At 39.1% G+C, this 25,584-nt stretch carries 23 protein-coding genes; 10 read left to right on the top strand and 13 right to left on the bottom strand.

The window, feature by feature from the left end:
• Positions 1–69: 69 nt before the first annotated feature.
• Entirely contained in the window at positions 70–1,800 is a 1,731-nt protein-coding gene (locus MMH89_RS03980) for a hypothetical protein (protein ID WP_258568154.1), read from the top strand.
• An 86-nt stretch (positions 1,801–1,886) separates the two neighbouring features.
• Here MMH89_RS03980 and MMH89_RS03985 read toward each other — a convergent pair whose 3' ends face one another.
• From MMH89_RS03985 to MMH89_RS04020, 8 genes are all read right to left on the bottom strand, one after another.
• Positions 1,887–2,417 (bottom strand): iron-sulfur cluster assembly protein, encoded by a 531-nt coding sequence (locus MMH89_RS03985; protein ID WP_258568155.1) that lies wholly within the window; start codon positions 2,415–2,417, stop codon positions 1,887–1,889.
• The gene (locus tag MMH89_RS03990; protein WP_258568156.1) at positions 2,414–3,157 is read right to left on the bottom strand and encodes an iron-sulfur cluster assembly scaffold protein; all 744 of its coding nucleotides are present in this window, start codon (positions 3,155–3,157) and stop codon (positions 2,414–2,416) included. The genes MMH89_RS03985 and MMH89_RS03990 overlap by 4 nt, the downstream gene beginning before the upstream one ends.
• Entirely contained in the window at positions 3,154–4,326 is a 1,173-nt protein-coding gene (locus MMH89_RS03995) for an aminotransferase class V-fold PLP-dependent enzyme (RefSeq protein ID WP_258568157.1), read from the bottom strand. Before MMH89_RS03995 ends, MMH89_RS03990 begins: the two co-directional genes overlap by 4 nt.
• The gene (locus MMH89_RS04000; RefSeq protein WP_258568158.1) at positions 4,316–5,383 is read right to left on the bottom strand and encodes a SufB/SufD family protein; all 1,068 of its coding nucleotides are present in this window, start codon (positions 5,381–5,383) and stop codon (positions 4,316–4,318) included. The genes MMH89_RS03995 and MMH89_RS04000 overlap by 11 nt, the downstream gene beginning before the upstream one ends.
• Positions 5,362–6,105 (bottom strand): Fe-S cluster assembly ATPase SufC, encoded by a 744-nt coding sequence (gene sufC / locus MMH89_RS04005; protein ID WP_258568159.1) that lies wholly within the window; start codon positions 6,103–6,105, stop codon positions 5,362–5,364. Before sufC ends, MMH89_RS04000 begins: the two co-directional genes overlap by 22 nt.
• Before the next feature lie 2 nt (positions 6,106–6,107).
• Positions 6,108–7,550: a Fe-S cluster assembly protein SufB gene (gene sufB / locus MMH89_RS04010; protein ID WP_258568160.1), complete on the bottom strand. Its 1,443-nt coding sequence runs from the start codon at positions 7,548–7,550 to the stop codon at positions 6,108–6,110.
• Between the two features lie 73 nt (positions 7,551–7,623).
• Positions 7,624–8,124, bottom strand: coding sequence for a hypothetical protein (locus tag MMH89_RS04015; RefSeq protein ID WP_258568161.1), 501 nt, complete (start codon positions 8,122–8,124; stop codon positions 7,624–7,626).
• A gap of 52 nt (positions 8,125–8,176) precedes the next feature.
• Positions 8,177–9,085 (bottom strand): hypothetical protein, encoded by a 909-nt coding sequence (locus MMH89_RS04020; RefSeq protein ID WP_258568162.1) that lies wholly within the window; start codon positions 9,083–9,085, stop codon positions 8,177–8,179.
• Between the two features lie 301 nt (positions 9,086–9,386).
• Here MMH89_RS04020 and rpsT point away from each other — a divergent pair, with 301 nt between their 5' ends.
• Entirely contained in the window at positions 9,387–9,623 is a 237-nt protein-coding gene (gene rpsT, locus MMH89_RS04025) for a 30S ribosomal protein S20 (protein WP_258568163.1), read from the top strand.
• 4 nt (positions 9,624–9,627) lie between these two features.
• On the opposite strand, the gene MMH89_RS04030 is transcribed toward rpsT, so the two are convergent.
• From MMH89_RS04030 to rplU, 4 genes are read right to left on the bottom strand one after another with little or no spacing between them, the layout of a single operon-like run.
• Positions 9,628–10,491 (bottom strand): hypothetical protein, encoded by an 864-nt coding sequence (locus MMH89_RS04030; protein ID WP_258568164.1) that lies wholly within the window; start codon positions 10,489–10,491, stop codon positions 9,628–9,630.
• A 27-nt stretch (positions 10,492–10,518) separates the two neighbouring features.
• Positions 10,519–11,514, bottom strand: a complete 996-nt coding sequence (gene obgE, locus MMH89_RS04035; protein ID WP_258568165.1) for a GTPase ObgE — start codon at positions 11,512–11,514, stop codon at positions 10,519–10,521.
• 2 nt (positions 11,515–11,516) lie between these two features.
• Positions 11,517–11,819, bottom strand: coding sequence for a 50S ribosomal protein L27 (locus MMH89_RS04040; RefSeq protein WP_258568166.1), 303 nt, complete (start codon positions 11,817–11,819; stop codon positions 11,517–11,519).
• Between the two features lie 3 nt (positions 11,820–11,822).
• A complete protein-coding gene (rplU, locus tag MMH89_RS04045) occupies positions 11,823–12,185 on the bottom strand; it encodes a 50S ribosomal protein L21 (protein ID WP_258568167.1) in 363 nt (120 codons plus the stop codon).
• A 364-nt stretch (positions 12,186–12,549) separates the two neighbouring features.
• On the opposite strand from rplU, the gene MMH89_RS04050 reads away from it, so the two are divergent.
• The 8 genes from MMH89_RS04050 (at position 12,550) to MMH89_RS04080 (ending at position 24,726) form a co-directional block, all read left to right on the top strand.
• Positions 12,550–13,503: a polyprenyl synthetase family protein gene (locus tag MMH89_RS04050; RefSeq protein WP_258568168.1), complete on the top strand. Its 954-nt coding sequence runs from the start codon at positions 12,550–12,552 to the stop codon at positions 13,501–13,503.
• A 56-nt stretch (positions 13,504–13,559) separates the two neighbouring features.
• Positions 13,560–16,376, top strand: a complete 2,817-nt coding sequence (gene uvrA / locus MMH89_RS04055) for an excinuclease ABC subunit UvrA (protein WP_258568169.1) — start codon at positions 13,560–13,562, stop codon at positions 16,374–16,376.
• A gap of 58 nt (positions 16,377–16,434) precedes the next feature.
• Positions 16,435–17,634: an aromatic amino acid transport family protein gene (locus tag MMH89_RS04060; RefSeq protein WP_258568170.1), complete on the top strand. Its 1,200-nt coding sequence runs from the start codon at positions 16,435–16,437 to the stop codon at positions 17,632–17,634.
• Between the two features lie 89 nt (positions 17,635–17,723).
• Positions 17,724–18,932: an efflux RND transporter periplasmic adaptor subunit gene (locus tag MMH89_RS04065; protein ID WP_258568171.1), complete on the top strand. Its 1,209-nt coding sequence runs from the start codon at positions 17,724–17,726 to the stop codon at positions 18,930–18,932.
• Positions 18,895–21,963 (top strand): efflux RND transporter permease subunit, encoded by a 3,069-nt coding sequence (locus MMH89_RS04070; protein ID WP_258568172.1) that lies wholly within the window; start codon positions 18,895–18,897, stop codon positions 21,961–21,963. Before MMH89_RS04065 ends, MMH89_RS04070 begins: the two co-directional genes overlap by 38 nt.
• Positions 21,963–22,127, top strand: coding sequence for a zinc-finger domain-containing protein (locus tag MMH89_RS04950; protein ID WP_425491976.1), 165 nt, complete (start codon positions 21,963–21,965; stop codon positions 22,125–22,127). The genes MMH89_RS04070 and MMH89_RS04950 overlap by 1 nt, the downstream gene beginning before the upstream one ends.
• A complete protein-coding gene (locus MMH89_RS04075) occupies positions 22,120–23,313 on the top strand; it encodes an MFS transporter (RefSeq protein ID WP_258568173.1) in 1,194 nt (397 codons plus the stop codon). Before MMH89_RS04950 ends, MMH89_RS04075 begins: the two co-directional genes overlap by 8 nt.
• A gap of 30 nt (positions 23,314–23,343) precedes the next feature.
• Positions 23,344–24,726, top strand: coding sequence for a hypothetical protein (locus tag MMH89_RS04080; protein WP_258568174.1), 1,383 nt, complete (start codon positions 23,344–23,346; stop codon positions 24,724–24,726).
• 5 nt (positions 24,727–24,731) lie between these two features.
• Here the strand turns inward: MMH89_RS04080 and MMH89_RS04085 are convergent, their stop codons facing one another.
• A complete protein-coding gene (locus MMH89_RS04085; protein WP_258568175.1) occupies positions 24,732–25,529 on the bottom strand; it encodes an NAD(+)/NADH kinase in 798 nt (265 codons plus the stop codon).
• Between the last annotated feature and the right edge of the window lie 55 nt (positions 25,530–25,584).

The following is a 25,584-nucleotide window of genomic DNA, read 5'->3' on the forward strand; positions in this document are numbered from 1 at the left end:
GATTGGCATTACTTGACATTATAGTAAAAAAAATATATAATATATTACAAGTAAATAAAAAAATAAATTATGAACAATTTTTTCCAAGCATTGACTCATTCGCTAGAACTACTCAGTGGGACAATATCGAGGGATAACTTTGCACAGGCACTAGGAGCCTTTAACGCCATTTCTGTAGGGGATGCTGTTGATACGCAGCTTGCAGAAAACAATCCATTAGAAATAGATCCTGCTTTAACAGCACAATTAAGGGCAATTTATCCAACTGCTTTTACAAACAACCTTGATCTCCTTAACGATCATGAAGTAAGAGCGTACTGTGCACTAGAAAGCATAGAAGCGATGCAATATCGGCTTCTTAATCAGCACGATCAGTTTGCATCACTAACGCAGCATGACTTAGTTAATCAGAGTCAATACTTAAGAGAGGTGTTAGACAATATGCCTGATCAATCTCAACGCGCTAAAGTTGAGCTTGTAACTGACATAATAACCAAACGGAATCGCAAGCCTGAAATGACAGGTGAGCAAGCACTCAAATATGTTGTAATGCAGAAACTTTGTAACAACATTTCACGAGAACTAGGCAATGTTTCTGAAAGCAAACAAGATGCATTAACAATGCAAGAGATTATTTCCAGAGTACAGCCCACATCTGGCAATCGCTTCAACTGCTTATATCATTCTACAGCACTTAGCATGTTTGCATTAATTGCTGAATCTAGATTTGGTGAAGCTTTGATCAACCGAACATTAGGAACGTTCACAGAGCATTTCAACCTAAGACATAATAAAAAACTAAACCCTGTTGATATTGTGAACATAGTCAGATATTTATCTGGAGCTGATGGCACTCTAGATCCAATAGTTGTTCAAGCGCTGATTGCACCGACAATGCGTTGGGCTGTTCACGAGCATATCATGGACCCAGCATTGAAAAGCCAACACTCTAGCACCAACGGGTCAGAAACAGACAGAATAGTCTCACTACTATCATTTATGTACAAAACTCCAGTTAAAGTAGTACGATTTCAAGTAGGAGCGGTAGCTGCTACCCCACAAATATATCTACCTTACGTAAGTACTACAGGTGATATACCGAAAAATAAACTTACAGCCGAGCACTTTACTCCATCAACATCCTGCATAACCATACAATGCGACTTTAATGGAAACCACTACTCTGCTCGATGTGAGGATGGCATTTATAATGCTAATGCTTCAGGCACACCGGAAGCACATACATTCAAAAGAAAGTACAGCGGTTTCTCTGGCAACCCTATGCAAGACCCTATGATAGACGCAACAGTGCGTGCATTAAAAAGTCACCAGCGTGCACTAAAAATCAGTCTATTCCATAACAATAACACAGCTGTTAATTTCAATGCTGAAGATCAATTAGCCGCAATTGCAGCCACAGTAGTCCACTTTGCTAAAGAATACCAAATTGAAGGTTTTATTGCTGATGATGATCAAAATGATGCTGATGATAGAAATACGCAACTTATTTATCAAGGACTCACAAAACTTACTGAGAAAGAATTAAAAGAAGTGAAAAAGTTGCTTTGCAGCGCACATAAAAGGAAACTTAACTGGGGCAACATACTTCAAGATGTCCTTAAATGCTTAACAATCATTGGTATTATCGTTGTTCTTGACGACTACTATTTCCGTGATGAGAATGATGCACCTAGGTACAGTAGACTCAACACAAATGTAACCAATAGCATTAATGATATTGAGGATAGAGCTACAGAAAACCTAGTACTAACTCCAGGAAGGATAGCTCGAAGCTCCTAGACTCAACACTTTAAAGTATACTCAGTCAAAGTTAATGAAAGTAGTTATTGTAAGAGGGTGTTACCCTATATAGCAATCCTATTGCCTTAAAGAACACCTAAGCTAAGTTGCGCTTCCATAGACATCATGGACTTATTCCATGGTGGGTCAAAAACCATTGAGATACATACCTCATCCACTTCAGGCAGTCTATAGAGCTTACGCTCAATGTCTTTAATAATAAATGGACCCATACCACAGGTTGGTGATGTCAGTGTCATAGAAACGGTAAGTTTCCCACTCACAACTTCAGATATCTCATAAATCAACCCCAGGTCGTATACATTGACTGGAATTTCAGGGTCATAACATTGTTTGATTTGGTTGATAATACGTGTTTCTAGCGGCCCCTCACTTAATGACCCTCCCTCCTTTTGATCTGCATCATTATCACCTAGTGCTGAAGACTGCTCTACACCTATCACAACTCGATTACCAAAAACTTCTACCGTATGGTTTCCAGAACGTGATTGTAACACACGTACAGGAGTTCCTGCTTTTAACTGTAAATTATGCCCTGAGGGGATCAGTAGTGCATCCACATCGTGTTGTAATATCGTAACCTTTGAGCTATTCACTTCACATCCTCAATAAATAAACTGTCACCACAGCCACAGTATTGCTTTGCAGCCGGATGTGTATAACTCACTTTAGTCGTGATACCATCTTGGCTTTTTGTATAATCAACTATAGTCCCTTCTACTCTATTTTTAGTATCTTGAGACATATACAATGCCCAACCATCAAATTTATAAACATTCCAGGAAGGGTCTACCTGGTCATCTATTAACTGCGTTTTATACTGCCAGCCATAACAACCAACCTGTTTAAAATCCAGGTACAAACCCTTAGCTTCAGCTTGTTCAACCATTTGCTGCCAGTAGACTTGTGCTGATTGTTTGACTTTTACTGGATATAACGCCTGAGTAATGGCTTGACGAGCTGCATGCCATGGGAATGTGACACACTTCACCCGCATTGGAAAACGATGCACATGATTAAAGCAAGCAAGCTTTCCATCTAATTCTCCCCCTTCTGTCAGGACACTGATTACAGACTTATATTGTTGATTGAATTCATCAATGAGCATACCCTCACAGGTCTTAGCTAATAAAGATGCAGAAGCTTTTGCTAGACTACAACCATATGCTTGATGACTAATTTTTACAATGGTCTCATTCTCTATTTCTACACAACAATCAATCTTATCACCACATAAAGGATTAACTCCATGTGCACAGCAGCCGTCTAACTGATTACAATGCCCAACCGGGTTTTTACTATGATCAATGATCATTTGTTGATACAAATCCATCATAATTTTAATATCTCTGCTATTTTACTCATGGCCACATCTAATTGATCAATATTATTTTGTGTATTATAACAGCCTAATGAAATTCTTGAAAGTGCGCTAACCCCTAAATAAGACATAAAAGGCATACAGCAGTGATGCCCTGACCGAACCATCACCTGATTATCAGCAAGTATTGTTGCAACATCATGTGCATGCACCTCTTGATAATCAAAACTACATACGACGGATGATTCAGAACTATATAACGTCACTGGATATTGTTTCAATACGTTTTTAACTTTTTGCATTAAGGCTAACTCATAAGCATGCATCTTATCGACTTCTAGAGAAAGAAACTCATGTGCCTTAGCAAAACCCATCACACTACTAATGGGTGGGGTACCTGCTTCAAGCTTTCTAGCACCTGGCAAATACCGCGCAGTATGGTAGCCGACATCTGTAATCATACCCCCACCAAGACGATATGGCTTGATATCATCATGATACTGAGATGCGATATACAAGGCACCAACACCCGTTGGCCCATACATTTTATGTGCAGACCAAACATATGCAGCACAACCTAAATCATGTACATTGATTGATAAATGAGAGGTAGCTTGGGTGCCATCGACCACGACTGGAATTTGATTAGCTAATGCACATATTCTGTTAATATCGAATACCGTACCCGTAACATTTGACATATGCGTAACAGCAATCATTGCAACTGGAAGTGCTTTAAGCATTGATGAAAGCTGCTCGTAATCTATTTGATAATGACGATCTAGCGGCAACAGCATAATTTTCGCATTATTTTTTTTAGCAATTCTTTGCCATGGAAGTAAATTAGCATGGTGTTCAAGTGGGGAGACCAATATAACCTGATCAGTTTTAACCCACTGCAGTGCAAGCGATTCACTGACCATATTTAAACCATCTGTTGCACCGTAAGTAAATACAATTTCATCCGACAAAGCACCCATACAATTTGCTATAGTCACTCTTGCTTGCTCATAATCAGATGTAGCCTTACTTGCCCAATCATAAACACCTCTACCTATATTTGCACGGTATTGAGTATCATATTTTTGCATCACCTCTAGAATATGTAATGGCATTTGACTGGTTGACGAATGATCAAGATATGCATTATTCCCTAAGCTAGAAGAAAAATATTTACACCACATCTTCGCTCACCTTATTCTGAAGCCATTGATTTAACTCATCTTGATATTTGATAGGCAAATGTCCAAGACTCTGCCTAACTTTTGCTTCCGTATAAAACTTCACAGCAGCTTCCTTGCTCAAGCCTCTGGCATTCATATACATAATCTGCTGCTCATCTAGCCAGCCAATCGTTGCACCATGTGAGCATTTAACATCATCGATAGATACTTCAAGCGCAGGTTTAGAAAAAGCATTCGCATCTTCTGACAACAATACGTGATCCAATCTTTGATAAGACGATGATCCTTGAGCGGGGTTATCCATTATAACGGCACTGAATAAATCATATGATGCTTGATCATCAACAAAAGACTGTATTTTTTGGCAGCTTTTTGTATTTTTATCTTGATGATAAATATCAATATGATCATTAAAATGAGACTGATTTACTGCGTGTACACACCCATGTATCACCCCTTGTGCAAACTCACTTACTAACTCAGTTTGAATATTGCGACGCAAGAACCCATCTATATAAGCAACATGGGTTTGCTGATAGACACCAGAGCCCATAACACGCACTCGATCATACATATAAGCATAGCTGTCTGCACAACTCTTTAACATAACAAGGTGTTTCAGTTTTGCACCTTCACCTACATGAATATTGAGTACTCTAAGCCCCGAGTCTATATCTACATGGTGGACGAGAGTGACCTCTACATTATCTTTCACATGAATATGGTGCATCACACTACATTGAGCATCCTGAGTTTCAGACCACGTGACCACTTCACTTTTTTCTAAGCGAATAGAAAGCGATGGCTTGTATTCACACTGACTCAATAAAAATTCTTGCGGGTGTTGGTAACAATGTTGGTCCTGGTCTACTGCTGGGTATGAATGATTTAAAACATGACCATTTTTAGTTGTGATTACTCGTGTACAGACGGGCTCTATGGGCGCAACCACAGCATCAAATTTAAATGCAATACCTTTAGGCATTCTGCGCCAGCGCTCATTTCTACCGTTTAGATACTCGGAGTATGCTGAGCTCAGCTTACTGTCTCTAACCATCCATACCCCTCTTTTTCTATTTTAGATACCAGTGAGTAATCACCCGAAGATACGATACGTCCCTTAGACATGACATGAATTTCATCTGGCCGAATATAGTCAAGTAAACGCTGATAATGTGTAATGAGAATAAATGATTTACCTTCTTTACGCATTTGATTAACAATCGTTGCAACCTTTTTCAGCGCATCTACATCTAATCCTGAGTCAATTTCATCTAAGACCATCAATTTTGGATCCATCAATAACATCTGCAGAAGATCATTACGCTTTTTCTCCCCTCCTGAGAAATCATCATTAACACCTCGGCTCCAGAACGAAGCATCTAACCCTACCTGTTTAGCGCATTGATTCACATACTGAATAAAATCCGTAGCATCAAGAGGCTCCTGATTCCGGTGTTTTCTTAAATTATTATAAAGTGTTTGTAAGAAAACAAGATTATTTACGCCAGGAATTGCAACTGGACTTTGAAATGCTAAAAACAACCCTTCCAATGCTCGCTCATTAATTGCCATCTCTAATAAATTCTTACGATCAAACACTACACTACCAGAAAGTTTATAATCTGGATGGCCTGCTAAAGCATTAGCCAGTGTAGACTTTCCTGACCCATTCGGGCCCATCAATGCACAAACTGTTCCAGGAGCTAGATTAAAAGATAGATCTCTAATGATTTCTTTATCTTCAACTGAAACTGATAATTTTTTTATACTTAACATCACTACCCTATACTATTTTCTAACGTTAATTCCATTAACTGCTTAACTTCAGCAGCAAACTCCATTGGTAACTTTTCAAATACCTCACGACAAAAACCATTAACAATTAGTGGTAGCGCTTCTTCTTCAGTTAACCCACGTTGCATGCAATAAAACAACTGTTGCTCATCAATTTTAGCGGTTGTCGCCTCGTGCTCCACCTGGGAATTACGCTGCTTAACATCTATGTATGGGTAGGTGTTCGCATGACAGTTTGATCCTACTAATAACGAATCACACTGTGTATAATTCCTGGCACCCTTGGCTGTTTGGCGCACCACAACCTGGCCTCGGTAGCTATTTGATGAGACCCCAGCAGAAATACCTTTAGAAACGATCATACTTCGTGTGTTTTTACCTATGTGAATCATCTTACTCCCTGTATCAGCCTGCTGATGGTTTTTAGTAACCGCTACAGAATAAAACTCTCCAACACTATCATCCCCCTTTAAAATAACACTTGGGTACTTCCAAGTTATAGCTGACCCTGTCTCTACCTGGGTCCAAGTAATTTTTGCAGATCTACCTTCACATCGACCTCGCTTGGTAACAAAGTTATAAATCCCACCTTTACCTTCCTTATCTCCCGGATACCAGTTTTGAACAGTCGCATATTTTATGGTTGCATGCTCATGTGCTACAAGCTCTACTACTGCAGCATGCAGCTGATTTTCATCTCTCATCGGAGCAGTACACCCTTCTAAATAGCTAACATAACTACCTGGTTCAGCAATAATTAATGTACGTTCAAACTGTCCTGTATGCATTGAGTTAATTCTAAAGTATGTAGATAACTCCATCGGACAGCGGACTCCTTTCGGGATATAAACAAAAGATCCATCACTAAAAACCGCTGAGTTCAGTGCAGCAAAGAAATTATCCCTGTAAGGAACAACTCGCCCCAGATACTTCTTTACTAACTCTGGGTATTTGACCGCAGCTTCACTAAAAGAACAAAAGATAACACCGTGTTTTTTTAACGTTTCTTTATAGGTAGTTGCTACTGATACACTATCAAATACTGCATCCACCGCTACACCTGCTAACTTTTTTTGCTCATGCAATGGGATACCCAATCGCTCATATGTGCGTAAAAGCTCAGGATCTACTTCAGACAAACTATTATAAGTTGGTTTTCCTTTTGGCGCTGCATAGTATGAAATCGCTTGAAAATCAATTTCATTAATCTTTAATTTTGCCCAGTTAGGCGGTTGTAAAGACTTCCAATACTCAAAAGCATTCAACCGGTACTTCAATAAAAATTCTGGCTCATTTTTCTCTTTACTGATCCATCTTACAACGGACTCATCAAGACCCTTGGATAACACATCCTGAGCAACATGAGTGACAAACCCATGTTGATACTCTGATTCTAGATGCTGATCGACTACTGACTTTTCGGGCATAAGATAATGAAAAAAAACTAAATATAAGATACAATGATAACAGTAACCATTCAAGAAAAGATTGTACTTAGGGCTAAAGTCTTAGCCTTTCAATCAAAGTTGGGCAAAGTTCAACCTCTAAACTATTTAAACACTGCTCGATAGTCAAAGATGTTTTTGCTTCAGCATTTTCAAGACGACTACAATTAAGCTTACTTAACTTCAACTTTTTAGAATACAAGTCGAGTATCCGAGAAAATACAAAACTAAGCTCTTGCCGTATGTATAAGCATTGGAGATACGTGATAGAAGTAACCTCCGAAAGCTCTAATGCACCCAATTCTGAGCTATTCCTAATATAACTATGAAAGTTAAAGGATTGAGAATTCTCGTCCTTTAATAGGTCGTCATAAGTATACTGATCACCATCCTCAACTGAATAACATACCGAATGTAAAAATCTGCGCATGGTTTCTGGATCAGGCTGATTTATTTCTTTGATAGGTCTATTCTCTCTCTTGAGAATAAGAATATCAGTAAGCTGCTTTACGATCAGCTTGAAGTCACTAGAAACAGCAAAAACATTTAAAACCATAAAGAAAACAAGGTGGGTTTCCCCACCTTGCTACTTTCAGTGCTTAGAAAGATTACTTTGCGCTAGAACCAGACAATCCTGCGAAGAATCCAGATGAAGGAAGTTCGCCAAACTTAAACGTAACATCTTCACCAAGCTTAGCTCTCTCAGCCATAACCTCATAAACTTTAGCTTTCAAATCAGCTACTGTAGGAGCTATCATAGTTGAAAAGCTTAATTCACCATCGTTCCAAGAAGGGAAGACATATACTTGTCCAACACTAAGATCTAATTGTCCTAAAAGCGTAACCAAAGAGCTATGACCAAAAGCAGGCAGATCTTTTATAGTAGGAGCAGAGATCATTCTATCTCCCAACTGATGAGGAGCCTCTGACCCACCTGATAAACTCGCTAAGACAGAATCAAGTCCAAAAGAAGCTACAACATGTGAGAAGCTTGAGCCTAATTGGCTTCTAGCTCTAACAACATCACAAAAATCCATCTCATCCTTCGTAACCCCTATGGCCTTAAAGTCAGTAAGAGCTGCCTTAAGGCTTTCTGCCATGCTCACTTTACTAAACATACCTTTGCCTGGTACTTTTACTTCCAAGACAGTCTTGATAACTTCTTCGCCTGCGTTATGCGAACGACCCGCATCTGTTGCTAGGTCTTCAAGATTAACCGGCAAATCTTCCTTTGCCTTTAAAGCTTCTAACACATTCTTGTATAATGTTGCAACAACATAATCTTCTACTTTAAGCTCTGCAATTATTGCTGACCTTACCTGGTCTGCTTGCTCAGAATGAGGCCCTAACTTCTCAAGAATCTTTGCATCTGTAGGCTCTGCAGGCTTCAATGACGCCTTAATATCAGCTGCAAGCTGAGGACCATTAAATCGTTCAGCATCCGCCCCACGTTCAAGCTTAGCAAACTTAACCTCAAGATCTTGCTTTAATCCCTCATCTCTATTCCACTTAGACATATGTAATACTCCTTGTTTTGGTTTTCCATTTTAGACATAATTGATGATTATTCATCATTGAAACAATAGCACTAACAACATCTAAAGTTCAATACAAAAACCCCCTATCTAATTAATTATTTATCTTCTGCATAAAGAAACAGAAGCTTGAGAACACATAGCTATAAAACAATAGCATCACCTCAACTTGAAGCAACGCACCTTAAATCACACTAAAAAAGCTGAACTCAACCAAAAGACTTTATTTCTCATGAAAAATCAGTTATCATACTAACCGAGTTAATTAAATATTGTATAAATCATGGCAAATTCAAAACAAGCAACCAAGCGCCTACGTCAATCTGAAAAGCGCAGAACTGTTAACAAGAGCACTAAATCTGCACTATTGACACTTTTAAAGAAATTTAGAAGCAACCCTACGGTTGAACTATTTAGAAGTTTACAAAAGAAGATGGCACAAGCATCCGCTAAAAACATATTACCTCAGGGTCGCGCCAACCGCCTAATTAAAAGAGCCCATCAAAGACTAGCATCATAATTTTCTATCTAGCGCTGTAACCGACTGGTTTATCAACACTGTATGTAGATTTTGTCGCTATCGCTTGATACTCCTGGGTCATTTTAGATCGTAACTCGTCAACAACAAAATGACCCAGACCAACTGACCCCTTGCTATCATTCAGCTCAACAACCAGACCTGACTTACGACAAGACTCTAACGCCCTGTATAACATTCTACAACTCTCCTGATCACCCTCACTACGGCACGTTGCTGGCATGGTATAATACCCACCCTTTAAGCACGCCTTGAGCCAGAGCACTATATGAAGAAAACACTTTTTAGAGCCCTCACCCTGTCTCCCCCATAGCTTAGACAAGTACTGGTTAAAAAACTCATCACAAACAGAACGTAAGCGCTCAGGGGCAATACTCACCCCTCCCACCTTACACTTTAGATAAGCAAAATCTGCATAAACACGGAGATGACCTGCATGGACCTGTAAAGACGGATCAACAGCGTCCTCAGGACAAAGCACATCTTCTCTTGCCGGTATAGGCGCACGAACCTCCTGGATTGAATCCAAATGATCCTCCGATATAGCTTGCGCTGGAGCACAACCACTCGCAGCCTCAACTACTTGAAGAGGACCTATAATACGCTCTATATTCCCACGCTTATCTTCAAGAAACTTAAGAACTTCATCATAAGAACTAGCTTCTATTGAGGAAAACAAATCATTGTTTTTCGCAAAATAGGCGACATAACCATCTGCGGCATCAGTCTCTTCTTTACAATGAGCAGTCAGATACAAATAGAAATCTCGCAAAGCAGACTTTTGACCGTCAGACGACTCCCTGGTTGTATCTTTAACTAACTGTCTAAACCGCCCTTTAAACTCTTCCATAATCATCCCTAATTAATCTATCTAAAGTCAGGTACGACTGACCAACTCATCCCCTAATGAGGCAACCAGCTCAGAACAACCCAAACCGTCTTTTGCAGAAATCATTATTGGGTAAACACCATACTGGTCAAGTACCAAGGATCTCAACACTTCTATATCATCTATCAGATCAATTTTATTGATAACGATCCAGATCTTTTTCTTATCGACCCCGCCACCATAACTCTTAACTTCTTTGCGAATGGTCTCGATTTGAGTCACTACATCCTGTGAGCCATCCACAATATGCAGAAGCATCTTACAGCGCTGCAAATGCTTCAGAAACTGGTCACCCATACCACTGCCCTGAGAAGCACCCTCAATTAAACCAGGGACATCCGCCATAACAAAAGTATTATACTGATCAAAACGAACAACACCAACGTAAGGTCTTATTGTAGTAAACGCGTAATCAGCCACCTTGGGTGTCGCTGCAGAAACCCGCCTTAAAAGCGATGACTTTCCAGCGTTTGGCAATCCTAACAAACCCACATCAGCCATAACCTTAAGCTCTAAACGAACCCTAATCTCTTGACCCTCTTCACCATCTGTTGCCTTTCTTGGCGCACGATTAGTAGAAGACTTGAATCGCATATTACCCAATCCACCCTGACCACCTTTAGCAATAATATACTCTTGCTGATCTGAAACAAGATCAATAATCATTGGGGACTCGGGATAATCAGCATCAAACAAGCATGTTCCGGTAGGAACCTCTACCACCAAATCTGAACCTGATTTACCTGTTTTTTGAGAACCCATCCCATGGGTTCCTGAATCTGCTTTCAAACGTTTAGATCTATAGACATTAACTAGGGAACTTAAATCACTTGAAGCCCTAAAAATAACCGAGCCGCCATGCCCACCGTCACCACCATTGGGTCCACCATAGGGGATATACTTCTCGCGCCTAAACGATACACAACCATTCCCACCTTTTCCGGCGATACAGTGAACCGTTGCCTCATCTATAAAATCTGCCATCTTTAGGCAGTGCCTTCCTGCACCAATGGCGTAACTGATATAAATCGGCGCTTAGCACGCTTATTTTTCAAGTTATTATCACGATGAACTTTCTGTGTAATGCTCATTACACCCGTTACCGTCGCGAATAACGTACCATCTTTTCCTCGAGCAACGCCAGGACCAGGTCTAAATTTCTGACCTAACTGACGAACTAAAATATTACCTGCGATAACCAACTGGTTATTACCTTTCTTTAATCCTCGTCGCTTACCAATCGAATCTCGACCGTTCCGCGTACTACCTCCAGCTTTTTTCGTGGCCATTTCTTATTCCTCGCTTTTCGCTTTTGACTTTTCAGATTTAGCTTTCGCCGCCTTTTTAATACCTTTAATACCAGTAATCTTAATTTGTGTATGCTGTTGCCTATGGCCTAGGTTCCTAAGATAACGCTTACGACGTTTAAACTTTACAACATTAATTTTCTTGGCCCGCACATCAGCAACGACCACTGCTTCAACTTGGTAGCTTTGAGCATCACTGCCCATCAAAACCTGATTCCCATCTTGAACTAACAAGACTTCTTTAAAAACAACTTGATCCCCTACTTTGCTGGGCAACTTGTCTATATTTAAAACCATATCTTGGCTAACTTTATATTGTTTTCCGCCAGTCATGATAACAGCTAACATGATTTATTCTCCGATCAATACAGCGTGATTCTAAAACAATTAATACCTTCTTGCAAGCATAAAACCCACAAATAATTCGTTTTTTTTAGGCGTTTAGCTACAAAAGTATCATTTAACCCTATACCAAAGTTACCTTTTTGACTTAAAAACCGTCTTGTTTAGCATTAACTCATACAGTCCGTAATTAACCTATAAACTACATTTAACAGCACACAACTACCTAAAACCTCCATAGACTTACCCCACTATCTATGACTTTTACCCACTTATAGCACCTACATCAAGCACTTGTAATCTAGCTATGTAATGCTATAGTGAGCTCATACTAACGTATCAAAACGGACTACCAGGAGTGACACAAAGTATGTTACAAGAAATCCAATCCCCTATCCTTAATGAGCTGAATGAAATAAATAAAATAATTGCGGAATACACTGAGTCTGACATCCCAACATTACAGAAAATAAAACATTACTGTATTCACCAACCAGGTAGAAAACAAATCCGCCCTAGTATCATCTTATTAGCTGCAGGCGCCTTAGGTGAAATTGATACCAATACCCGACACATTGCCGCTGTTATAGAAATGATTCATATCGCGACATTGCTTCATGATGATGTAATTGATTGCGCACTTACTAGACGCAGTGAACCAACTATTAATAGTAAATTTACAAATAGCGCCTCTATACTCATGGGGGACTTTGTTTTCGCTTGCGCCTTTAAAATAATTGCAAACATCCACCAAAAAGACCTGACCCAACTAATTTCAAATGCAACCATAAAAATTATAGAGGGTGAGTTGTTTCAACTAGGACTTGTAGGCAATTCAATGACCACCATTAAAAACTACAACTATATTATCGATGCAAAAACAGCGTGCCTCTTTGCTACAGGCCTACAGGCTATTGGCCTCTCAAATTCAAAGTATGCTTCAGCATTAAAAACACTGGGCTGGCACCTTGGAATGGCCTATCAAATACAAGACGACCTACTTGATTTAGATGTTAAAAACATGAATCTAAATAAAGAGCATGGAAAGGATCTGCAAGAACAAAAAATGACACTGCCCACCATCATTGCTCGCCGTGACGGGAATGCATCTCAGCAGAAAATAATTGATCAAATTATGAAAAAAACAACGCCCTGGCAAGAGGTCATCCCTATTCTTGAATCCACTGGCGCCATTGAAAAGACTCAAGCTATAGTTTCAGCGCATATTAAAAATACTCAAAAAGCCTTAACACTACTGCCTGAAAACAATTATTCACAAGCACTAGCAACCTTAACAACATGCTTGCCCAAAAGGAAAAATTAATACTAGATTCAATAATTAATATATTCTAATATAACACTATTTAAACCTTAATACTAATGACTCAATCGTCCATACAAATTACAAACGCACGTAAAAACAACTTAAAAATTGATTATTTAGAAATACCTACCAACAAACTTGTTGTAATCACAGGGCCATCAGGCTCTGGGAAGTCCTCTTTAGCGTTAGGAACACTCTATGCTGAAGGACAAGGGCGCTATGTTAAGTCACTATCTAGCTACGCCAGACAGTTTCTTTCTGTACTGGATGAGCCTAAAGTAGAATCCATTGAGGGTTTGTCTCCAGCCATTGCGATTGAGCAAAAATCTGGATCCCATAATCCTCGGTCAACCGTTGGGACCATCACAGAAATTTATGACTATATCCGCTTATTGTATGCACGAATTGGCACCCCTTACTGCCCTGAACACAATATAGCGCTTAAAGCCATGAGCGTAGCACAAATCGTTGACCATCTAATCAACAAATCTGACACAAAGAAAATCGTATTAATGGCGCCACTCATTGAGCAACAATCAGGAGCCCATCAAGCACTTATTGATAAATTATCACAAGAGGGATATGTTCGAGTTCGCCTTAATGGTATTATCACCCGCTTGAACGAATTAGAAATCGACCCTAAGAAAAAGAACACCCTTGAACTGGTCATCGACCGATTAAAAGTGACACCAGATAATCACGAGCGCTTGGCTGACTCTCTGGAACAAACCAGCATCAAAGGACAAGGACGCATACTGGTTCTTGAAGAGTCAAATTCAACAGCGGACATTTACTCCACTGAGCATGCCTGTGTCAAATGTGGCTGGAGCATTGGCAAGCTAGAGCCCAAACTCTTTTCATTTAATAGCCCCATGGGTGCTTGTTCAACCTGTGATGGACTAGGCATGCGACGTTTTATAAAACCCGAGAACCTCGTAATTAACCCCCTGCTCAGCCTTAATGATGGCGTTATTCGTTTTTGGGAACCTGCACATAAACACTATTTCGCTATACTCAGCTCAGTGTGTGACCATTTTGAAATTGATATGAACACCCCTTGGAAAAACCTACCCGAGGAACATAAACACGTTGTTTTATACGGAACACCCAAAAGGATTGCGCTATCCTACCCCAACATCTATGGAAAATTAGTTGTCAAAAGACGGGTTTTTGATGGCATCATTCCTAACCTGGAGAAACGATACGAACAGACAGAAACTGCAAGCGTTAAAGAATCCATTGGCAAGATCCTCACCTATGATTTCTGCCAAAGCTGTAACGGATCGCGACTCAATCAAGCAGCACGTCATGTGCTCGTATGCAATCAGGCTATTGATACTACTATTAATTTGCCTATCGACCAATTACACCATTGGGTTAAAAATCTAAAGCTTTCTAACTTTGAAAAAGAAGTTGCTGGGAAAATACTGGTTGAAATAGAAAACAGATGCCAGTTCCTGCTCAGCGTAGGGCTAAACTACTTATTTTTAAATCGATCCGCAGAAACACTATCTGGCGGTGAATCACAAAGAATTCGTCTAGCTAGCCAAATCGGTTCTGGCTTAGTTGGTGTCATGTATGTACTAGATGAACCTTCAATTGGCCTACACATGCGTGACAATCAGCGACTCATTGACACCCTGTTACACCTCAAAAACCTCGGCAACACGGTTATTGTCGTTGAACATGATGAAGAAACGATGCTACAAGCCGATATGATTTATGATATTGGACCCGGTGCAGGAACCCATGGTGGGAATGTAACTGCCTACGGACACAGCAGTGCGCTCATGCAAAATAAGGATTCTCTCACTGGGGCCTATCTTGCTAAAAAACGTCAAGTACCTATCCCGCCCCAACGCATTCCTGCTAGCAATAACTGGATAGAAGTTATAGGCGCCAGCTGCCATAATTTACAATCCGTCCATTTAAAGATTCCAATTGGTCTCATTACATGTGTTACCGGGGTCTCTGGATCCGGAAAATCCAGTTTAATTAACAACACACTATATCCGAATTTATATAACACACTCAATAAAGCACACATGCCTGCTGGCAAATGCACTCAACTACTTGGACATGAACATATTGATAAAATTATTGACATAGACCAATCACCTATTGGACGAACCCCCCGCTCCAACCCCGCAACCTACACTGGCATTTTCACACACATTCGTGACTTGTTTTCACAAACAGAAGCTGCACGTTCTAGAGGCTATCAACCAGGTCGGTTTAGCTTTAACGTAAAAGGGGGACGCTGTGATGCGTGTAGTGGTGATGGACTCATTAAGGTTGAAATGCACTTTTTATCTGATGTCTACGTACAATGTAATGTCTGTAAAGGCAGTCGCTTTAACCGAGAAACACTAGAAGTAACATTCAAAAATAAAAGCATTGCAGAGGTATTGGACCTAACCGTTGAAGAGGCCATAGATATATTTCAAAATATTCCCTCTATTTCAAAGAAGCTGCAAACACTAAAAGATGTTGGACTGGGTTACATTAAACTCGGTCAAAGCGCCACAACACTCTCTGGCGGTGAAGCACAAAGAATAAAACTAGCGAGAGAACTATCCAAACGATCTACTGGTAAGACCTTATTCATCCTTGATGAACCAACTACGGGACTACACTTCCATGATATTGTCAAACTGATGCAAGTCATACAGACACTTAGAGCACACGGGAATACCATTATCATTATTGAGCACAACATTGATGTAATCAAAACAGCGGATTGGATTGTTGATATTGGGCCTGAAGGTGGGAATGGTGGCGGAGCCATTGTTGCAGAAGGCACGCCCGAACAAGTCATGAAACACCCAACTTCACACACAGCACCCTACTTACTCGAGGCCCTAAGCCAGTAAATATTGACATGCTCGGATGATCAATATACTCTGATATAATACGTAAAACACAGGTTTAATGCGCACACTTCAATCAAAACAATTCGGCGGTATACTTTTAATTTCAGGAACAGCTATTGGCGTTGGCATGCTTGCCGGTCCAATCGCATCAGGCCCTAGTGGCATTGTTGCTGCTCTATGCTCACTGTTTGCTATATTTAGCTTCACCTTAGCTGCGCTGTTTGTTTTTTTAGAAGCATTGTACTTTTTTGATGATACATCCATCAATCTTATCGGATTATGTAGAAAACTAGCAGGATCAATTAGTGAAAGCATAGCCTGGACGCTTTTTTTAAGTCTTCTTTATGTAGTCTCTGCAGCATACATAAGTGCTATTGGTGGCCTAATCGCACAATCAAACACTGCATTAAATCCTTATAGCACTATTTGCGGAGTTACGTTTACACTCATTTCCGCTTGTATTTCTATTTTAGGCATGAAATGGCTAGACCGTGCAAATCGAGTCCTAACATTTTCTCTATTTACGATCTTTATAATAATCTCAGCTAAGAGCAGCAGTCAGACAACACTAGCTAACTTAGCAGGTGGCAACCCCTCACTGTTTATTCAATCCATACCAGTCATTATTACCGCATTCACCTATCAAATCATTTTACCTAGCATTCGTAAGTACCTAGATAACAACCTCATTATTATCAAACGAACCATTCTAATTGGGTGCTTAATACCACTGATCATGTATGTTATTTGGCATTTAGTTATTTTTGGGTTACTGCCTTATGAAGGCACACATAGCTTAGCAACCATTTTAGACAGTAATAGTGATCAGCTTGCTGCTATGGTGACTGCAATTAATTATCATCATAACTTATCAAACTTTGGTAGTTTAATTGCCCTCTTCTCATTCTTTGCAATCTCAACTTCTTTCTGGGGTGTTATGATCAGCCTAACGGACTTTATTTCTGATGGATTAGAACTAAGCACTAGAAAAAATGGTAAGGCATATGCCCTGCTTTTATCCTACTGCCCACCTATTTTGCTCACCTTATTTGCCGGAAATAACTTTGTAGGCTTTGTCAAATACGCCGGAATTATTATCCTAGTCTTGTATGGACTGCTACCTACACTCTTAGTATGGCGGGGACGCTATGTTTATCAGTACACCAGTCAGTATGAGTTTCCAGGAAAGAAAGTAGGATTACTATGCATTGCTACTCTATCATTACTCTTACTTATTACCTCATTAATTTACTCATGAACACGTTAAATTATTATCACTTACCCATTTTATTTTGCACTTAATGGTGTAGAATAACTCAATATAGGGTGTGATTACCAATGGACGCTATGCAAAAACGGTTAATATTAAGAATCTTTGGATTTACACTTATTGCTTGTACTTTACTTTTATTGACAGCATCCAGACTCCCCAGCCAATCTATTGAAGAGACCCCATTAAAGGTTTCATCACAAAAACTAGAAAAACATAATGCCCCCCGTATGCTAAAGCTCTACGGGAAAGTCACTGCACTCAAACCAGCTGATATTGAAAGCACCGTACTATCAAAGGTCACTGCTATTTATTTCAAGGAAGGCGATCAAGTTAAACAAGGAGACTTACTTATTGAACTCGATCACACCTCATTAAAAATAAAGAAAGCAGCACTAACCGCTGAATCTGAAAAGATACAAAGCTCCATCACCCAGCTAGAGAGTAGCTTCAAACATGAACAAGCACTTAAAAAATATGAATTAAAGTTACTTAATCAGGCTAAAGACGAATTAAAAAGTTATCAGCAACTCAACCAGTCCTACCAAAGTGAACAGAAATTACGCGCTTACAAAGAAGTCGTAATAACTAGAGAGAAGCAGTACACTGTTCACATGCGTAACGTAGAAAGCTTGATACACGATATACAGCAACAACAGGCAAATCTAGATGTAACAACAGCCAATTTGCTACAAGTTATCCACGATATTGACTCTAATACCATTAAAGCGCCATTTGATGGAACTATAGAACAGGTGTTTGTATCAGTCGGTCAAGTCACTCAAGTTGGGCAACCCATCATTAATATTCAAAACCCTCAGCTTATATTTATCAATGTATTTATGCCTGCACAATATTTAAACCATCTTGAGCCCGGTAAATCCCAGGCCATGCTCAATAATAGCCATGAAACATTAATGCTGAATCGTATCAGCCATAACGTAGATGAAGGAACAGCACATATTGATGCAGCATACTATTTCACTCAGCAAACACCTTTGCTCGCAATTGGCTCTATTGTTAGCTTATATGCCGACATTAATTTAGATCAAGAAACCTATTTGATCCCGGAAACATCCATCTACCAAGATCGCTTTATCTATATTATAGATAACCACTCTCTTATAGAAAAGAATATTCAACCCCAAGGTATTCGCTATATACAAGATACACCTTATTACCTCATCAGCTCAGAAGAAGACCTTACTAGCAAAGATGTGCTGACAACTCGAATCACCCAGCCACGCAATGGAATGCGCGTCAACCATGTACCAGAAACCCAATAAACTGATTCAGTACTGTGCACAACATAAAGTATTTGCACATGTAGTACTCTTAATTGTACTCTGCATTGGCATCGTTGCATTTAATAACATTCAAACACAATTAATTCCTAATATTAGCATTCCAAGAATTAATACTCAATTTATCTGGCCTGGAGCTTCTGCAAAACAAATTGAAAAGAATATCACTGTACATGCAGAACAAGCAGTATCAGATACGCCAAGTCTAAAAAACATCACCTCTATTACACAAGTCGCTCGTTCTAATCTTCAACTCGACTTTGAACAAACAACTGACATGCAAGATGCCAAGCAAAAAGTCATGCAAAAGCTTGATTTAGAGGAGTTTCCCAAAAACATGGAACCCTACCTTATTAACGTCATTGAGCCTCGAGAGCTAATGGCACGCATAGCCATTAAATACCCGCCTAAAAGTAAATCATTAATCTCAGATGTAATCACACGTCTCAAAAATGACCTCAGCAATTATGGAGTAAGTTCAACTCAAACATATGCAGCGCCTAAACAAGATTTAATATTAGAGCTAAATACAACCTGGCTCCAAAACCATCCTGCAACACTAGATATGCTAACTCGCAGCATACAGTCTATGTTAAGAGAGAGCCCTGGTGGAAAAAGTGGAGAATTAGGTCAATACACTTCTGCAGAAATTGGTATTACAGCTAATGATATTCTTGATCTGAATTGGCAACTGAAACTAGATAATGATCCAGCACTTATTGATGCTAAACATATTTTTAACAAAGCTTATCTAAAAACACCTGACACTCAGCCTATTTACTTTGATGAAAATCAACAGATGAGTGAAATAAGAATATTCCGTGGTGAATATGATGACTTAATTACGCTATCCAATCAGGTTACGCAATGGTTCGCCGATAATAATAACACCTTTGAGGGCTATGACATTCAAGTCTATAACAAGACATGGCAATACTTTTATGACCGAATGTTTTTATTAATTAAAAATGGAGGCATTGGGCTAGCTCTCATATTGATCTTATTAACTCTATTTCTAAGCAAAAAAGATGCTTTCTGGGTTGCTATTGGCTTACCCATAGCAATTATTGCCACCATTGCCATATTGTATACATTTGGATTCAAAATAAATATGCTGTCCTTATTTGCGCTCATTCTAAGTCTTGGAATTATAGTAGATGATGCGATTGTTGTCTCAGAAAAAGCAGCTTCAAACCGAAAGTCTCTTAAACCCTTACCTGCTGCCAGTTGGGCTGCTACAGAGATGCTCAAACCAGTACTCACATCCTCCTCTACCACCGTAGCGGCATTCTTCCCCTTGCTCTTTATTTCAGGCGTAGCTGGCCAGTTTCTGAGAGAGATCCCTATTGTCGTCATTACTGTCATCATCGCCTCCCTCATTGAATGTTTTTTAATCTTACCCAAGCACCTCAGTTATATAACAGAACCCAAGCAAACCAGTAGGTTTTCAATCAAGTTCAGATACTTCAGGGTTCATACATTCCAAAAAATAATTAAACTAGCCATAGAGAAAAAATCTATCGTTTTTTCTGGAGCCCTATCAATGGTGCTCATCACATTCACACTGATTGCATCTGGAAGAATAAAGTTTAGCTTCTTTCCTGATTTCTCTGCTGACCAAATACTGGTACAGGTCGCTTTTAACCCGACTACTCCACTCCATGAAAAACAAAACTACTTGCATGCCATTGACCAGACCATCCAACAAGCAACACTTCACTTCAATGAAGATATCATTGAAAAAAAGAATATAATCATGAACCAAGCACTTGCTGAATCCAATACGCCTAACCCAGTCACTAATGGCATTGCAATTTGGTTAACCAGCCAAGACCAGAGGAATACAGATAACAAACAGTTTAGTCAATATATAAGAGATAATATCCCCAATTCTCAATGGGTGCAAAATATTAACATTGATAGACCGCGTGGCGGGCCTCCAAGTGACACAATACAAATTGAATTATCTGGGGCACATAAAAATATTATTGCTGCCGCTACCGAACTCAAACTCAAACTCAAAAGCTACCAAGGAACTTATAATATAAGAGATGATGCATCGGTAATTGTGCCTAACCACTACTATACACTCAATGAACTTGGTGTGTATAGTGGACTCAATACTGAGCGGCTGCAAGCTCAACTACAGTCTTATTTAAATGAACAAAAAAACTTAGCTATTAATTTAAATACAGAAAACACTGATGTCATTATAAAAATGCCAGATAGCTACAATGACTACCAGATCAACATTGACCAAGCACCCATTCAGCCCTCACCTCAAACCATACTCCCCTTGTCTGAATTCACAGATAAACACTACCAATACGAACCGCTTAAAATTATTAGAAAAAACAATATGGTAACTTATACCGTCAGTGCTCAAGTTGATACCTCAGTAACCAACACCTATGAAATAGAATCTGAGCTCACTCAAAACACCATACCCAATATAGAAAAAGATTACCTAGTGACTGCCGCAGTTGGTGATGTTAGGCAAGAACAAAACACTACGATTAATGAAATAAAATCGGGTGCACTTATTGGGCTTTCAGTGATTTATTTAGTACTGGTATGGTCACTATCATCATTTGTACAGCCCTTTGCAATTTTACTTACCCTACCCATGAGTTTGATTGGAGGCATACTAGGACACTGGATCCTCGGGTTTGATGTTACACTGTTATCTTTATTTGGATTCTTTGGTTTAATTGGCGTCACAGTCAATGATTCTATTATTTTGACACTTCAATATCAAAAAGAAAGATTATCTTACCCCAAAAACAAAGCTTTAATGATTGCTTCTAGCAAACGTTTTCGTGCAGTGATTCTAACATCACTCACAACCATTGGTGGACTCATGCCACTAATGTTTGAGACTTCATACCAAGCTCAATTCTTAATCCCTATGGCGATTACTATCTCATTTGGCTTACTCTTTGGTACCTTCTGGATTTTAGTTTTATTACCCGCTATACTAAGCTTGAGCTCAGTAAAAATCGCTAAATCTTAATGTCGACAATAATCACAAAAAATACCACTGTCATATGCCGAGGAAGTAAAAACCCAAGTTATGGCCATCCAAAGGTTTACATTAATACACAAAAAGATGGACGATGCCCTTATTGTAGTCAGGAATACAAATATAACCCTAAACAGAACAAAAGCCATGAGTAATAAACAAATACAACCCATACTAATAGTAAGTACTGCTGCACTTTTGTACTTTTTCATGTTCTTTTTAAGAATAATGATGAGCGTTATTAGTGAGGACCTTTCTCAAGAGTTTAACTTGTCTTCACAAGAAATAGGATTTCTGAGCGCAAGCTTTGTTTGTGCTTATGCATTTGCACAGATCCCTATGGGGCGTATCATAGCGCAAATAGGATCAAGAAAAACGATCATTTACAGCACTATTGGCATCATTATCGGCTCATTTTTATTTCAAGCATCCCACAGTTTGATGCAAGCTCTGCTAAGCCGGGCACTTATTGGTCTTTGCTTTGGTGGCGCATTTATTATCCCCTTATCGTTATCTAGACAATGGCTGCCCTCATCCTATTTTGCAAGCTCAGTAGGAATGATACAATTATTAGGCTGTGTTGGCGCGATGGTTAGCGGAACGCCTATCGATATTCTTGTTAAGCAAATAGGATGGCGTGATACTGCATTTTTTACATTACTGATTTCAATCCTGCTTTTTATCGTATTTTGTATAATTATAAAAGATAAGAACGAGCCAGACACTAGTTCTGTTGCTCCGCTTGGTGCTACTTTATATAAAATTCTATCTAATAAAAACTACTGGTTAATTGGTGTCGTTGCGCTTGCCAGTTGGGCGCCTATTGGAGGATTTACAGAACTCTGGGGTATACCTTACTTGATGAAAATCCAAGGTGTTAGTAAACAATTTGTGACGACACAACTTATCTATACTTGGGTTAGCATTGCAATATCCAGTCCTATTTGTGGCTACTGGGCAGAGCATAGTGATCTAAAAAAACCAGTATATGCGTGTTATATCATTGGTATAGTATCAACCTTACTTATCATTAGTGGTTGGATAACCCATCCCTGGATTATTTCATTCTTGCTCATTTGTATGGGCATTACGGCAGGAGGCCAGCCGATTGCATTTAGTATGATTAACCGCATTAGTGATAGCCAGACACAAGCAATTGCAACTGGATTTTGTAATATATGTGTTATAGCTGGCGCATTCTTAATGCAGCCACTCATTGGCTTTCTCTTGGACCGCCCAATGAATGACTATTACTACTATTTGTCATTTTCACCCATAGTCCTTACGCTTTTACTGGGAATTATTGCTAACTATATTGTTTCTACTGAAAAAACGAGATAAAGTACAATAAGACCACATAAGGACATACTCGTGTATAAAAGGATGGCAATTAAAAGCCTCTTAGTATTGGGAACACTATACCTGTCAGCACCCTGGGCATTATTCATGTTTGCTCTATTCTGCCTAACACAGCAATCTAGTCGAGAAAATATAATATTAGCTGGTACACATAAAAAAGAATGGACTGATGCAAGGAAAATTGATTATCTAATTAAAAACACAACTGCATCTGCGGACCCCACTCCACACTTTACAAACTTGATGGCTAGTGTTGCTGCATTTACTGGACAGAAGAAGTTCATCGACCCTGAAAACGACTTTAAGACTGAAGCAAGCTTTTATGAGGCTGTTGCTAAAAATCAAGTATTCCTAATTGAAATAGCGTCTCTATATAGGCGAACAAAAGTTTGGCAAGGCTATAAATTCACCAGAGCAGACTTAACACAAGTCCTCAAAGATATTCAAATACCTTCTAAGAATGGTAGAGATACTGCTAGGCTACGACCACAATCTAGCGCTAAAAGTGAGAGAGACCCTTACCTGATTAATCAACATAACGCAGCAATAGTACTGGTATTAATGCAGCTTTACCCTGAACATGAGCAACTTATTTATGACAGCATCACTTATGACTTGTTCGATAAAATCTCTAAAGATCATTTACCAGAGAACGCTACTTATTATTGGCGTACTAAGTATTCAAGTCGCTTAAAAGAATCATTAAATGCCCTTTCTGGAAGTAGTCTAGGCGTACCCTATGAGCTATATTTCAGATATAAATATGATCCCAAAAAAAGATATCACTATTTATTACAACTCGGCAGCCAGTTTGCTTTTTCTATAACTCTACCCCAACATAAAAAAAAGATAGCATTATGTGCAATCCTAAATATTACAGCCCTATTTTTAGCCAGAATGTTTTTACCACCCTTAATTCCCTTGCTACTGGCTATTCTACTTATTGCTATCATTCATACGATCAGGAAAGATCCTTTAGCTGAGCTCAGGCTCTCTATTGGCTATCACCCATATTCAGCAAAATCAAGATTATTCAGAAGCCGTGAGAACAATAAAGTTATATATGCTCTCGGCGTTATACTATGGAATGTACTGATGAACGTATGCGTCATAAGTGCTGCCGGTTATTTGGTTGGGGGCAATATTATATTCCATCTCATGGGGCTAAGAACACTACTTATTGCTTTAAGTATATCAATAATTGATAAATTTTCATTTCTGGCTGACAACCTGACAACATATAGGCAGAGTAACCGTACTATTAACGACTTAGTGGCTTCCAAGCGAACAATGAAGCGCTATCCAATAGCTCGATTCGCAGGCGCAAATACAATAACACTATGCTCTAAGGCTATCTCTACGATTCATAGCGCTACATCGAACCTAATTTTATGATGGGGTTAACTATTCGTTTCCCAATTAAGTTTACTATGTAGCGTTTGATAAAAATCATAATGAAGAGGATGTATGAGCTTCAGCTTTTTTTCCGAGCACTTGATTTGAATATTTGACAAACTTTCAATTACTTCTATCTCTTTTCCATCTATAGAAATATTAGTACAACTTCCTTTCCACTTTTGAATATTTAGGACAACATTTGATGATGATGGAATAATAACAGGTCTTGCCGATAAATGCCTTGGACATATTGGCACCAATGACATTACATCTACCTCCGGATGAATAATTTGCCCTCCTGCTGACAAAGCATACGCTGTAGATCCAGTTGCAGTTGAGACAATCAAACCATCACCCGTTTGATTATACATAAAACGCTCATCTACAAATACTTCATACCGAATCATCCTATTAGCCTGGCTTTTAGACAGCATTAACTCATTTATTGCTATATGTTTTTCACCCGAAAACATACACTCAAATACTGTTCTGTAATCTTCAAAATAATGCCCCTCTAGAATCGCTTTTAGCACAGAAGACGCATTAGAATATTCAATATCAGCTAAAAACCCAGTGTGTCCATCATTTATGCCCAGTATTGGGATATTATATTGGTATGCAATTTTAGCTTGATGCAACATGGTTCCATCACCACCCATAACAATAATTAAGTCCGCTTTACTCATAAACACTTCATCAATAATGCTAACGCCAGCTGACTCTATCACCTCTGAAATTTTTGCTACTTTTTTAGCATCTGATTTAAAACTAAACAATACGACTTGCTTAAAGTGAGACACCATAAACTCCATCTATAATTAATGTAGTGTAAGCGATATACTTACTCATTTGAAT

This window comes from Candidatus Comchoanobacter bicostacola, from assembly GCF_024172705.1.
Taxonomy (GTDB): domain Bacteria; phylum Pseudomonadota; class Gammaproteobacteria; order Comchoanobacterales; family Comchoanobacteraceae; genus Comchoanobacter; species Comchoanobacter bicostacola.

Coding starts and splice junctions, on each gene's coding strand:
- uvrA (WP_258568169.1), top strand. CDS start 13,560: ATGACTCAATCGTCCATACAAATTACAAACGCACGTAAAAACAACTTA.
- MMH89_RS04030 (WP_258568164.1), bottom strand. CDS start 10,491: ATGGAAGAGTTTAAAGGGCGGTTTAGACAGTTAGTTAAAGATACAACC.
- sufB (WP_258568160.1), bottom strand. CDS start 7,550: ATGCCCGAAAAGTCAGTAGTCGATCAGCATCTAGAATCAGAGTATCAA.
- MMH89_RS04000 (WP_258568158.1), bottom strand. CDS start 5,383: ATGGTTAGAGACAGTAAGCTGAGCTCAGCATACTCCGAGTATCTAAAC.
- rplU (WP_258568167.1), bottom strand. CDS start 12,185: ATGTTAGCTGTTATCATGACTGGCGGAAAACAATATAAAGTTAGCCAA.
- MMH89_RS04015 (WP_258568161.1), bottom strand. CDS start 8,124: ATGGTTTTAAATGTTTTTGCTGTTTCTAGTGACTTCAAGCTGATCGTA.
- MMH89_RS04950 (WP_425491976.1), top strand. CDS start 21,963: ATGTCGACAATAATCACAAAAAATACCACTGTCATATGCCGAGGAAGT.
- MMH89_RS03995 (WP_258568157.1), bottom strand. CDS start 4,326: ATGTGGTGTAAATATTTTTCTTCTAGCTTAGGGAATAATGCATATCTT.
- sufC (WP_258568159.1), bottom strand. CDS start 6,105: ATGTTAAGTATAAAAAAATTATCAGTTTCAGTTGAAGATAAAGAAATC.
- MMH89_RS04065 (WP_258568171.1), top strand. CDS start 17,724: ATGCAAAAACGGTTAATATTAAGAATCTTTGGATTTACACTTATTGCT.
- MMH89_RS04040 (WP_258568166.1), bottom strand. CDS start 11,819: ATGGCCACGAAAAAAGCTGGAGGTAGTACGCGGAACGGTCGAGATTCG.
- MMH89_RS03990 (WP_258568156.1), bottom strand. CDS start 3,157: ATGATGGATTTGTATCAACAAATGATCATTGATCATAGTAAAAACCCG.
- MMH89_RS04075 (WP_258568173.1), top strand. CDS start 22,120: ATGAGTAATAAACAAATACAACCCATACTAATAGTAAGTACTGCTGCA.
- MMH89_RS04050 (WP_258568168.1), top strand. CDS start 12,550: ATGTTACAAGAAATCCAATCCCCTATCCTTAATGAGCTGAATGAAATA.
- MMH89_RS03980 (WP_258568154.1), top strand. CDS start 70: ATGAACAATTTTTTCCAAGCATTGACTCATTCGCTAGAACTACTCAGT.
- rpsT (WP_258568163.1), top strand. CDS start 9,387: ATGGCAAATTCAAAACAAGCAACCAAGCGCCTACGTCAATCTGAAAAG.
- obgE (WP_258568165.1), bottom strand. CDS start 11,514: ATGGCAGATTTTATAGATGAGGCAACGGTTCACTGTATCGCCGGAAAA.
- MMH89_RS04060 (WP_258568170.1), top strand. CDS start 16,435: ATGCGCACACTTCAATCAAAACAATTCGGCGGTATACTTTTAATTTCA.
- MMH89_RS04070 (WP_258568172.1), top strand. CDS start 18,895: ATGGAATGCGCGTCAACCATGTACCAGAAACCCAATAAACTGATTCAG.
- MMH89_RS04020 (WP_258568162.1), bottom strand. CDS start 9,085: ATGTCTAAGTGGAATAGAGATGAGGGATTAAAGCAAGATCTTGAGGTT.